The following is a 10,163-nucleotide window of genomic DNA, read 5'->3' as shown; positions in this document are numbered from 1 at the left end:
TTCCGTGTCAGGGAAGCGCGCTACCGCTGCGCCAATCGCCCATGAGTCCGACCGAAGTCGGAAACCATGGTTTTCACCGAGGTGGGTACGGGATTCGAACCCGTGTATACGGCTTTGCAGGCCGCTGCCTCGCCTCTCGGCCAACCCACCGTGTAAGCAGAATTCCGGGGAACATTTGCTTTGACAGTGCCTTGCGAGCGGACGACGAGATTCGAACTCGCGACATCCACCTTGGCAAGGTGGTGCTCTACCAGCTGAGCTACGTCCGCACATGAAGACCGTCCTGGCGAATGCCAGGCGTTCAACAACAAGCAAGTTGCCTTGCCCTGGTGGGCGATACTGGGATCGAACCAGTGACCTCTTCCGTGTCAGGGAAGCGCGCTACCGCTGCGCCAATCGCCCATGAGTCCGACCGAAGTCGGAAACCATGGTTTTCACCGAGGTGGGTACGGGATTCGAACCCGTGTATACGGCTTTGCAGGCCGCTGCCTCGCCTCTCGGCCAACCCACCGTGTAAGCAGAATTCCGGGGAACATTTGCTTTGACAGTGCCTTGCGAGCGGACGACGAGATTCGAACTCGCGACATCCACCTTGGCAAGGTGGTGCTCTACCAGCTGAGCTACGTCCGCAGTGTTGGAGCGCCGGTCAGCCTCGCAGGCATTCCGTCGCTTTCCGACGAGTAAAAACTCTATAGGAGGTTCCGGGAAACTCCAAATCGAGGGCCCTGACCTGGGTTCTAATGTGGTCGGATCGTTGAATTTGCGGGGTTTTTGATGAGTTTCACAGATGTAATTCCATGGCTGTAGTTCGGAAGGGGCGCGGTTGCTGCGGGTATGCCGGCCGGGAAGGCATAGCTGCTGTTCAGGGCCATTTTGGGTCCGTTTTGCATTCCGGCCAGCGTCGGCTAGTCTTCTTATGCACCCGGGCGATTGGCGCAGTGGTAGCGCGCTTCGTTCACACCGAAGAGGTCACTGGTTCGAACCCAGTATCGCCCACATATCAAGGTCCGCCTGATCCATGAACATTTGGATCAGGCGGACCTTTTGGTGTTAAAGCGCCTGCCTCATGGGGCAGCCGTCTCCCGGCCAACTGCCTCGCGGGCCCATATTGTCCGGGCCATGTGAAAGAGTCTTTCCATGACAGATCCACTGCTTGCCCACGCCACCGAATACGGCCGGATGTACGCCCGCTCCACCTCGGAGCAGTTCTCCGTCCCGTCCATCACCACCGTCATCGGCCAGCAGGCCCACTCGCTGGATGGCTGGTTCGGTTACATGGGCGCCAGCAGCCTGGCCAAGGATCCGGAGCTCCCGGCACTGCTCGGTAGCCCGGCGAAAATCCGCCAGGCGGTTAACAAGGCAGCGAAAGCCGCGGAACTGTACCGTGACGAGGCAGCCCAGCGCGGCGACCGTGTGCATAACTACTGCGAGCAGGTGGCCCTCCGCGCCCTCGGCCGGCCGCACCGCATGCAGGAAACCCGCGAGGAATTGGCAGCCAACGGCGAGGACGCCTTCGCCGCGCGTTTCGACGAATGGTGGGAGCTGTACCGGGTGGAGCCTCTGGCGCCGGAAATCACCGTCTGGAACAAGACGGTGGGCTACGCGGGGACCCTGGACCTCGTGGCGAAGATCAACGGCCGGATCTGCCTGATCGACTACAAGACCAAGGGCACCACACGGGACGGTACGGTCAAGCCACTGGATGACAAGGTGGTGATGCAGCTCGTTGCCGGCATGAAGGCCGAGGAAAGCCTGGTGGATCCGGTTGCGGGGGAGTGGGAAAGCTGGAAGTACGGCGACAACCCCATGCTGTTGGCCGTGGCCATCGGGGAAACGGAAGTCCGGCCCCAGCGCGCCAACCCCGAGGTCCTGAAGCACCACTGGTGGAAGTTCTGTGCGCTCAAACGCGTGTGGGAAATGTCCACCAACGTCACGGCGGCGGGCCCGGCCCTGCTGCCGGTGCCGCCGCCCTCCTACCCCGCCGATTCCGGGAGCACCGCGCAGTCCCGGAACCCAATGCCGTCCGGGAACTTCGCGAACCTGGTGGACCCGTTGCACTCCACTAAACTGGCTTAGGTCCATAACACCGGACCGCAGCATGCCGATCGTGAGGAAATACAGCAGATGGCCATTTTGAGTATCCGTATCATCGGGGACCCGGTGCTTCGCACCGTTGCCGATCCCGTCACGGAATTCGGGCCTGAGCTCGCCAAACTGGTTGCCGACATGACCGAAACGATGGAAGACGTCGACGGCGCCGGCCTCGCCGCGCCGCAGATCGGTGTCAGCCAGCGCGTCTTCACTTACCGGATCGGCGGGGTGGAAGGCCACATCATCAACCCCGTGCTCGAAAACAGCGAGGACTTCCAGCCGGACGAGGGCGAGGGCTGCCTGTCCATTCCGGGCCTCGGCTTCCCCGTCCGCCGCTACCGTGCCACCCGGGCCACCGGTGTGGACATCAATGGGAACCCGGTCTCGGTGGATGCCGAAGGCATGCTTGCCCGCTGCTTCCAGCATGAAACGGACCACCTGGACGGCATCCTCTTCACGGACCGGCTCGAAGGCGAGGACCGCAAAGCCGCCCTCCGCGCCATCCGGAACGCCAACTACCACGCCGTCACCGAACAGACCACCGCCAAGCGCGCCACCTCGGTCGGCTCCAGCTTCGGCGGCGGCAGCTTCGGGGCACCTGAATGAGGGTTCTGTTCGCGGGAACGCCGGCAGTAGCCGTCCCGTCCCTTGACGCCCTCATCAAAGCAGGGTTCGACGTCGTCGCCGTGCTGACCCGTCCGGACGCCCCGCTGGGCCGCAAGCGCGTGCTGACGCCGTCGCCCGTTGCCGCCCGCGCCGCCGAACTCGGCATCGACATCATCCACGCCAGCAAAGTGGATGCCGAAACCACCGGGCGCATCGCCGCAGCACAACCCGACGTGGCCGCGATCGTGGCGTACGGGGGACTCATCCCGCGCGCCGCACTCGACGTTCCCCGGCACGGCTGGGTCAACCTGCACTTCTCTCTGCTGCCGGCCTGGCGCGGAGCCGCCCCCGTGCAGCGCTCGGTCATCGCCGGGGACGACGTCACCGGCGCCGTCACCTTCCGCCTTGAAGAAGGCCTGGACACCGGCCCGGTCTTCGGAACGCTCACAGAGTCCGTCAAGCCCACAGACACCGCAGGTGACCTCCTCGAGCGGCTTTCGCACAGCGGTGCGGTGCTGCTGGGCCAGACCCTGGCAGCAATCGATGCCGGCAAGGCCGCGCCCCAGCCGCAGTCCGGCGACGTCTCGCTGGCACCCAAGCTGGGCCTTGACGACGGCCGGCTCGACTGGCAGCAGCCCGCGCTGGCGCTCAACCGCAGGTCCCGCGGGGTGACTCCCGAGCCAGGCGCCTGGACCACCCTGGACGGGCAGCGCGTCAAGCTCGAGCCCGTGGCTCTGCGCCCGGAGTTCAAGGACCTGGCCCCGGGAGCTGTCCGGGTCGAAGGGAAGAGCGTATTCGTCGGCACCGGATCCCATGCCGTTGAGCTTGGCCGCATCCAGCCTGCGGGAAAGAAGATGATGTCGTCGGCCGATTGGGCCCGCGGCTTGGCAACACCCGAGAGAGTGGTATTCGAATGAGCGAGTCCGGCCGGCGCGGCCCCAACAACAACGGGAGCCGGGACAGCGGCGGCGGCCAAGGCAACCGCAGATCCGGGGGCGCCAGCAAGCGCGACGCCCAGGGCCGCGAACGCAACCGGGGCCCGCAGCGAGGCTTCTCCACCAACGCGCCCTCGCAGCGCACCCGCCGGGCAGATCCCGCACGCCTGGTGGCCTTCGAGGTCCTGCGTGCCGTTGCCTCGGAGGACGCGTACGCCAACCTGGTTCTTCCCGTTCGCATCCGTGAACACCGCCTGGACAAGCGCGACGCCGGGTTCGCCACCGAACTCAGCTACGGGGCCCTCCGTGGCCAGGGCACCTATGACGCAATCCTGTCCGCCTGCGTTGACCGCCCGCTGGACCAGCTGGATCCCGCCATCCTGGATGCGCTGCGGATCGGCGCCCACCAGCTGCTGGCCATGCGCGTCCCCGCCCATGCCGCGCTGGACCAGACCGTCGGCCTGGCCCGTGCGGTGATCGGCGCCGGCCCCTCCGCGCTCATCAACGCAGTGCTGCGCAAGGTCGCGGCCCGCACCCTGCCGGAATGGCTGGACCTCCTCCTGGACGGCGAGAACGACGAAACCAGGATCGCCTCGCTGCGCCATGCCCACCCGGAGTGGATCGTCCGCGCCCTGCGGCAGTCCCTCGTGAACCACGGCAGGCCCGCCTCGGACATCACCGATCTCCTCGAAGCGGACAACGCAGCCCCCGTGGTGAACCTCGTGGCCCTTCCGGGCCTGGGGAGCCTTGACGAAGCCTTCGAAAACGGCGCGGCCCGGGGCGAGCTCGTCGAAGGATCGGCCCTCTCCGCCGGCGGCGACCTCGGCAGGCTCGAGTCCGTCCGCAACGGTACCACCCGCGTGCAGGACGTCGGCTCGCAGCTGGTGGCGCGCGCCGTCGCCGGGGTGGACCTCGGCCACGGCACCGTCGCCGGCGAGAAATGGCTGGACCTCTGCGCCGGACCCGGCGGCAAGGCGGCCCTCCTGGCCGCCCTGGCGAACGAAAACGGCGCCACGCTGCTGGCCAACGAGCCTGCCCCGCACCGCGCCAAGCTGGTCCGCCAGGCGCTCGGAGCCGTGCCGGAAAGCGCCTGGACCGTGCGGACCGGCGACGGCCGCGACGTTGGCAAGGAACAGCCGGAATCCTTCGACCGGGTCCTGGCCGACGTCCCGTGCAGCGGCCTCGGTGCACTGCGCCGTCGGCCCGAGTCCCGCTGGCGCCGCTCGCCCAAGGACATCGGCGACCTCGGCCCGCTCCAGCGCGAGCTGCTCAACTCCGCGATCGACGCCGTCAAGCCCGGCGGCGTGGTGGCCTACGTGACGTGCTCCCCGCACCCGGCCGAAACCACCGCCGTCGTGGGCGATGCTATTCGCAAGCGCGAGGACCTCGAACTGCTCGACGCCGGCCTGGCCATGGATGCGGTCAGCCTGGGCGGAAGCCTCGGCGCCGGACACGACAAGACGGCCCAGCTGTGGCCGCACGTGCACCAGACGGATGCCATGTTCATCGCGATCATCCGCAAGAAACCGTAGCCCACGCTTCAGACGCTGCCGCTGCTGCGCCACGCAGCCGCGGCAACTCCACCTCCACCTGACCGCCACCAACCTGAGGGGACTGCCTTGTCTCAGTGCTGTATCAACCCGAGCATCCTGTCCGCGGACTTCGTCAACCTTGAGGCGGAGCTTCAGCGGATCAGCAATGCCGATGCCGTGCACGTGGATGTCATGGACAACCACTTCGTGCCCAACCTCACGCTCGGGCTGCCGGTAGTCCAGCGCATCCAGGCCGTGAGCCCGGTGCCGCTGGACGCCCACCTCATGATCGCCGACGCCGACCGCTGGGCACCTGCCTACGCGGACGCGGGCGTCGCCTCAGTAACCTTCCACGCCGAGGCCGCCATGGCTCCCGTCAAGCTCGCCCGGGAACTGCGTGCGCGCGGCTCCAAGGCGGGCATGGCGCTGCGCCCTGCCACGCCGGTGGAACCCTACCTGGACATGCTCAGCGAACTGGACATGCTCCTGATCATGACGGTGGAACCGGGCTTCGGCGGCCAGTCATTCCTGGACATCACCCTGCCCAAGATCCGCCGGGCCCGGGCCGCCATCGACGGATCCGGCATCGGCGTGGCCCTGCAGGTGGACGGCGGCATCACCGAGGAAACCATCCTGCGCGCCGCGGAAGCCGGGGCGAATGTGTTCGTGGCGGGCTCCGCCGTCTACGGACATGACGACCCTGCTGCGGCCATTGAGCGGCTCCGGGCCGCCGGGTCCCTCTGAACTCCGGGTCCTCTGAAATATGACACCATCCATGAAATTCGTTACACATTGTGCCGGGAATAGCCTGGCCGTGTGGCGGGTTGTGTCAGAATAACAACACACATACGTGCTCCGGGGTCGGTGTAATTCCGAACCGGCGGTCATAGTCCGCGACCCGCAAGCCGTCCCGCTCCAAAGCAATTTGGGGTGCTGACGGCGAACGGTTGAACTGGTGGAATTCCAGTACCGACAGTTAAAGTCTGGATGGGAGAAGCACGTACAGTCATGCCTTGGGCGTCCTCTCGCGGCACCCGGCATCGCGCTGTCGTACACCCCCGGAGCCATCGCGGCATTCAAGGGAAGGAACGACATGGACTTTCTGCGATGGCTCTTCGAAGCACAGATCCCGGTAGGCGGGTCTGCGCTTGTTTTACGCGAAGTGCTAGGAAACATCTTCGGGCTCACCAGCGCCCTTGGCGGCATGCGCCGCAAAGTCTGGGCATGGCCGGTCGGCATCGTGGGCAACGTCCTGCTGCTGACGGTCTTCCTCGGCAACGTCTTCGGAGCTGCCACACCGGCAACGCTCTGGGGCCAGGCCGGACGCCAGGTCATGTTCATCGGCGTCGCCGTCTACGGCTGGTACCGCTGGCAGCAGGGCAGGCAGACCGCCACGCAAGGCCGCGCCATCGTGCCCGGCTGGGCCGGAGCGAGGACCCGCATTGCCCTGGTCGCCGCCATGTTCGCCGGCACGGCCGCACTCACTCCGCTCTTCGATTCCCTGGGCTCGTACCCGCCCGTCTGGGCCGATGCCTGGACGTTCATGGGATCCCTGCTCGCCACGTACGGCATGGCCCGGGGCTGGACCGAGTTCTGGCTCATCTGGGTCGCCGTTGACATTGTCGGTGTGCCGCTGCTCTTCAGCGCAGGCTACTTCGCGAGCGCCTTCATGTACCTCTTCTACGGGATCTTCACCCTCGCCGGCTTCTTCGTCTGGTGGCGCGCCACCCAACGCGAAAACCCGGCAACCGCGCCGGTGCTGGCCGCGACAGGAGCCGCGTTGTGAGCACCGAAAGCATGCTCTTCAGAAGGGCCGGAGCCTTCAGCGAGGCGGAAGTCACCGCCATGGACGCCGCCCTGCAGGCAGCCCTCGGCGGACCGCGCGGCGCCAACCCGCTGGTCGGGGCCGTCGTGCTCGGGCCCGACGGCCGGCACCTGGTCTCCGGCTTCCACCGCGGAGCCGGCACCGCCCACGCCGAGGCGGACGCCATCAAGCAGGCCCGTCTGCAGGGGATCAACCTGGAAGGCGCCACCATGGTGGTGACGCTTGAGCCCTGCAACCACGCCGGCCGCACCGGGCCGTGCTCCCAGGCCATCATCGACGCCGGAATCACCAGGGTGGTCTACGCCGTGGACGATCCCCACGACCCTGCCGCCGGCGGGGCCAGGACCCTCACAGCCGCCGGTGTTGACGTCGCCGCGGGTCTCGCCGCCGGGGAGGCCGCGGAGCTGAACCGGGAATGGTTCGACGCCGTGGCCGCCAAACGGCCGTTCGTGACCGTCCACATCGCGCAGACCCTCGACAGCAGGATCGCGGCGGTGGACGGCACGAGCCAGTGGATCTCCAGCCCCGAGTCGCTGCGCGACAACCACGGGCTGCGCGGCCTCATCGACGCCATCCTTGTGGGCACGGAAACAGTCCTGGTGGACAACCCCCGGCTGACTGCCCGTGACCCGGACGGGGCGCTTGCGGCATCCCAGCCGCTGCGTGCCGTGATGGGACTGCGCGAGGTGCCGGCAGATGCCACAGTGCGCGGCACGGACGGCAGGTTCATCCACCTGCCCACCCGGGATCCTGCCGAGGCGCTTTCCTTGCTCTTCGCCGAAGGAGCCAGGCACGTCATGGTGGAAGGCGGTTCCCGCATCCTCGGCGCGTTCCTGGCCGCAGGGCTGGTGGACGAGCTGATCGTCTACCTCGCCCCGACCCTGCTGGGATCCGGTACACCGGCCCTGCGGGACCTGGGGATTACCACCCTGGCCGACGCCCAGCACTGGGACTGGGACGATGCCGGAGGCGGCGCCGTCCGGTCTCTGGGCCGCGACCTCAGGCTGCATCTGAGGCCGGGCCGGACCACTGAAAACCACGAGAATCCAACCCCGGGCAAGGATGCTGCGGGATCTGTCACAGGAGGACACTGATGTTTACCGGAATCGTCGCCGAACAGGGCACCGTTCTGTCGATCAACCACGATGGCGACGCGAGCGCGACCCTGCGCCTCAAGGCACCGACCACCACGGACGGCCTGGCCCTGGGCGGCTCCATCGCCGTCAACGGCGTCTGCCTGACGGCCACGGACATCGACGGCCAGGACTTCAGCGTCGACGTCATGGGGGAGACCCTGGTCCGCACCACCATCGGCGAACTCGCGGCAGGTGACTCGGTCAACCTTGAGCGCTGTGTGCCCGCCGGCGGCCGCTTGGACGGCCACGTCGTCCAAGGCCATGTCGACGGCGTCGGCGTGCTGGTGGAGCGCGAGGCGCTGGGGAACTGGGACCGCCTGCGTTTCGGCGTCCCGGCCCCGCTGGCGCGGTACATCGCCGAGAAGGGTTCCATCGCCGTCGACGGCGTATCGCTCACCGTCACCGCGGTCAGCCCCGCGGCGGAATCCGCCCCCTGGTTCGAAGTGGGGCTCATCCCCACCACGCTGGAGGAAACCGGCCTGGGCGCAAAGCCCACCGGGGGCCGCGTGAACCTGGAAGTGGATGTCCTGGCCAAGTACACCGAACGGCTGCTGTCCTTCACCACACGCTCCGCAGCCCCGGCGCATGCCGCCGAACCGGCCCCCGCAGCAGCACCGGAACAGGAGAACGCGCGATGAGCTCCGCGCAGGCAAAAAGCACACTGGACGCCGGCGAGCGGCACGGCCTGGACCCGGTCGCAGCCGCGGTCGCGGCCATGGCTGCCGGCAAGGCCGTGATCGTGGTGGACAACGAAGACCGCGAGAACGAAGGCGACATCATTTTCGCCGCCGAACACGCCACGCCTGCCCTCATGGGCTGGACCATCCGCTACAGCTCCGGCGTCATCTGCGTGCCGCTTGAGGGCGCGCGGGCCGATGCCCTCGCCCTGCCGCCCATGGTGGACATCAACGAGGACGCCAAGGGCACGGCCTACACGGTTTCCTGCGATGCCGCCGTCGGCGTGAGCACAGGAATCTCGGCTACGGACAGGGCACTGACAGCCCGGATCCTGGCCGATCCGGCCAGCACGCCATCATCCATTACGCGCCCCGGGCATATTTTCCCGCTGCGGGCCGTTATGGGAGGAGTGCGTGAACGTCCGGGCCATACGGAAGCTGCCGTGGACCTGTGCCGTCTTGCCGGACTGGCTCCGGTGGGCGTGATCGCCGAGTTGGTACATGACAACGGTGAAATGATGCGTCTGGACAGCCTGCGCGACTTCGCCGCCGAACACGGATGCCCCCTCATCTCCATTGAAGACTTGGTGGCATACGTCGAAGCGCTGGAGAGCGACGGGGGAGCAGCCCAGTCCGCGGATGAGGAGAAGCAATGACCGCAGTGACAACCCGCGACGGCGGCAACACCGCCCGCGCGCCGCATCCAGTAAGTGGTGGACCGATCGTCCAGCTGCCCACGGCCTTTGGTGACTTTGTGGCCCAGGCCTGGACCGACCACGTCACCGGCGTGGAACACCTGGCCGTCAGCTCTCCGGATGCCCCACGGAACGGTAAAGCCCCGCTGGTGCGCTTGCATTCCGAATGCCTCACGGGAGACGTGTTCGGCTCCTACCGCTGCGACTGCGGCGAGCAGTTCGCCTACGCCCTGGAACTGATCCGCGAAGAGGGCGGCACGCTGCTGTACCTGCGCGGCCAGGAAGGCCGGGGCATTGGCCTTGCCAACAAGATCAAGGCCTACGCCCTGCAGGAGGCCGGCTTCGACACCGTGGAGGCCAACGAGCAGCTCGGCCTGCCCGTCGATGCCCGCTGCTACAAGGCCGCGGCGCAGATCCTTGCCGAGATGGGCCTGCACGAAGTACGGCTCCTCAGCAACAACCCGGATAAGCAGAACCGCCTGGCGCAGGCAGGTGTTGTTGTGGTCGAGATGGTCCCCACCGAGGTGCCGTCCCGCGAACAGAACATCCGCTACCTGCAGACCAAGAAGGACCGCATGGACCACCTCCTGGCCCTCGACACCGAGACCGCCGGTTCGTCCAAGCACACAGTAAACAGCACTTTCGACCTCAACCAAGACTGAACGG

10 protein-coding genes, 6 tRNA genes and 1 riboswitch are annotated in these 10,163 nt (G+C 67.0%); of the genes, 11 read left to right on the top strand and 5 right to left on the bottom strand.

The features are described from left to right. Positions 1 to 79: 79 nt before the first annotated feature. From J1902_RS07575 to J1902_RS07555, 5 genes are all read right to left on the bottom strand, one after another. Positions 80 to 150, bottom strand: a tRNA-Cys gene (locus tag J1902_RS07575). 46 nt (positions 151 to 196) lie between these two features. Further along, a tRNA-Gly gene (locus J1902_RS07570) sits at positions 197 to 269 on the bottom strand. Positions 270 to 327: 58 nt separating this feature from the next. Further along, positions 328 to 402 (bottom strand) — tRNA-Val (locus tag J1902_RS07565). 38 nt (positions 403 to 440) lie between these two features. Further along, positions 441 to 511: transfer RNA gene (locus tag J1902_RS07560), tRNA-Cys, on the bottom strand. Between the two features lie 46 nt (positions 512 to 557). Continuing rightward, positions 558 to 630 (bottom strand) — tRNA-Gly (locus J1902_RS07555). A 294-nt stretch (positions 631 to 924) separates the two neighbouring features. Between J1902_RS07555 and J1902_RS07550 the strand changes: the two genes are divergently transcribed. The 11 genes from J1902_RS07550 (at position 925) to ribA (ending at position 10,159) form a co-directional block, all read left to right on the top strand. Next, a tRNA-Val gene (locus J1902_RS07550) sits at positions 925 to 996 on the top strand. 141 nt (positions 997 to 1,137) lie between these two features. Then, positions 1,138 to 2,076, top strand: coding sequence for a PD-(D/E)XK nuclease family protein (locus J1902_RS07545; RefSeq protein ID WP_242701729.1), 939 nt, complete (start codon positions 1,138 to 1,140; stop codon positions 2,074 to 2,076). Positions 2,077 to 2,124: 48 nt separating this feature from the next. Next, positions 2,125 to 2,697: a peptide deformylase gene (gene def, locus J1902_RS07540; protein WP_207615637.1), complete on the top strand. Its 573-nt coding sequence runs from the start codon at positions 2,125 to 2,127 to the stop codon at positions 2,695 to 2,697. Next, positions 2,694 to 3,614, top strand: a complete 921-nt coding sequence (fmt, locus tag J1902_RS07535; RefSeq protein WP_207615636.1) for a methionyl-tRNA formyltransferase — start codon at positions 2,694 to 2,696, stop codon at positions 3,612 to 3,614. The genes def and fmt overlap by 4 nt, the downstream gene beginning before the upstream one ends. Next, entirely contained in the window at positions 3,611 to 5,164 is a 1,554-nt protein-coding gene (locus J1902_RS07530; RefSeq protein WP_207615635.1) for an RsmB/NOP family class I SAM-dependent RNA methyltransferase, read from the top strand. Before fmt ends, J1902_RS07530 begins: the two co-directional genes overlap by 4 nt. Positions 5,165 to 5,251: 87 nt before the next feature. Beyond that, complete coding sequence (gene rpe, locus J1902_RS07525) at positions 5,252 to 5,908, top strand: ribulose-phosphate 3-epimerase (protein WP_207615634.1); 657 nt, start codon at positions 5,252 to 5,254, stop codon at positions 5,906 to 5,908. A gap of 102 nt (positions 5,909 to 6,010) precedes the next feature. Then, positions 6,011 to 6,168: riboswitch (FMN riboswitch) on the top strand. 89 nt (positions 6,169 to 6,257) lie between these two features. Continuing rightward, positions 6,258 to 6,950 carry a nicotinamide riboside transporter PnuC gene (gene pnuC / locus J1902_RS07520; protein WP_207615633.1) on the top strand — a complete coding sequence of 231 codons (693 nt, stop codon included), beginning with the start codon at positions 6,258 to 6,260 and terminating at the stop codon, positions 6,948 to 6,950. An 11-nt stretch (positions 6,951 to 6,961) separates the two neighbouring features. Next, positions 6,962 to 8,083 carry a bifunctional diaminohydroxyphosphoribosylaminopyrimidine deaminase/5-amino-6-(5-phosphoribosylamino)uracil reductase RibD gene (gene ribD / locus J1902_RS07515; RefSeq protein WP_207615642.1) on the top strand — a complete coding sequence of 374 codons (1,122 nt, stop codon included), beginning with the start codon at positions 6,962 to 6,964 and terminating at the stop codon, positions 8,081 to 8,083. After that, positions 8,083 to 8,763: a riboflavin synthase gene (locus tag J1902_RS07510; RefSeq protein WP_207615632.1), complete on the top strand. Its 681-nt coding sequence runs from the start codon at positions 8,083 to 8,085 to the stop codon at positions 8,761 to 8,763. The genes ribD and J1902_RS07510 overlap by 1 nt, the downstream gene beginning before the upstream one ends. After that, positions 8,760 to 9,458 (top strand): 3,4-dihydroxy-2-butanone-4-phosphate synthase, encoded by a 699-nt coding sequence (ribB, locus tag J1902_RS07505; protein ID WP_207615631.1) that lies wholly within the window; start codon positions 8,760 to 8,762, stop codon positions 9,456 to 9,458. Before J1902_RS07510 ends, ribB begins: the two co-directional genes overlap by 4 nt. Beyond that, entirely contained in the window at positions 9,455 to 10,159 is a 705-nt protein-coding gene (gene ribA, locus J1902_RS07500; RefSeq protein WP_207615630.1) for a GTP cyclohydrolase II, read from the top strand. The genes ribB and ribA overlap by 4 nt, the downstream gene beginning before the upstream one ends. Positions 10,160 to 10,163 lie beyond the last annotated feature (4 nt).

The sequence above is a fragment of the Arthrobacter cavernae genome, from assembly GCF_017368795.1.
Lineage (GTDB): Bacteria > Actinomycetota > Actinomycetes > Actinomycetales > Micrococcaceae > Arthrobacter > Arthrobacter cavernae.
The sequence above is the reverse complement of the archived record's forward strand: the minus strand, read 5'-3'. Positions and strand labels throughout refer to the sequence as shown.

Bases quoted from the DNA above. Each gene is read 5' to 3' on its own strand.
- J1902_RS07545 (WP_242701729.1), top strand. From the start codon at position 1,138: ATGACAGATCCACTGCTTGCCCACGCCACCGAATACGGCCGGATGTAC.
- def (WP_207615637.1), top strand. From the start codon at position 2,125: ATGGCCATTTTGAGTATCCGTATCATCGGGGACCCGGTGCTTCGCACC.
- fmt (WP_207615636.1), top strand. From the start codon at position 2,694: ATGAGGGTTCTGTTCGCGGGAACGCCGGCAGTAGCCGTCCCGTCCCTT.
- J1902_RS07530 (WP_207615635.1), top strand. From the start codon at position 3,611: ATGAGCGAGTCCGGCCGGCGCGGCCCCAACAACAACGGGAGCCGGGAC.
- pnuC (WP_207615633.1), top strand. From the start codon at position 6,258: ATGGACTTTCTGCGATGGCTCTTCGAAGCACAGATCCCGGTAGGCGGG.
- ribD (WP_207615642.1), top strand. From the start codon at position 6,962: ATGCTCTTCAGAAGGGCCGGAGCCTTCAGCGAGGCGGAAGTCACCGCC.
- J1902_RS07510 (WP_207615632.1), top strand. From the start codon at position 8,083: ATGTTTACCGGAATCGTCGCCGAACAGGGCACCGTTCTGTCGATCAAC.
- ribB (WP_207615631.1), top strand. From the start codon at position 8,760: ATGAGCTCCGCGCAGGCAAAAAGCACACTGGACGCCGGCGAGCGGCAC.
- ribA (WP_207615630.1), top strand. From the start codon at position 9,455: ATGACCGCAGTGACAACCCGCGACGGCGGCAACACCGCCCGCGCGCCG.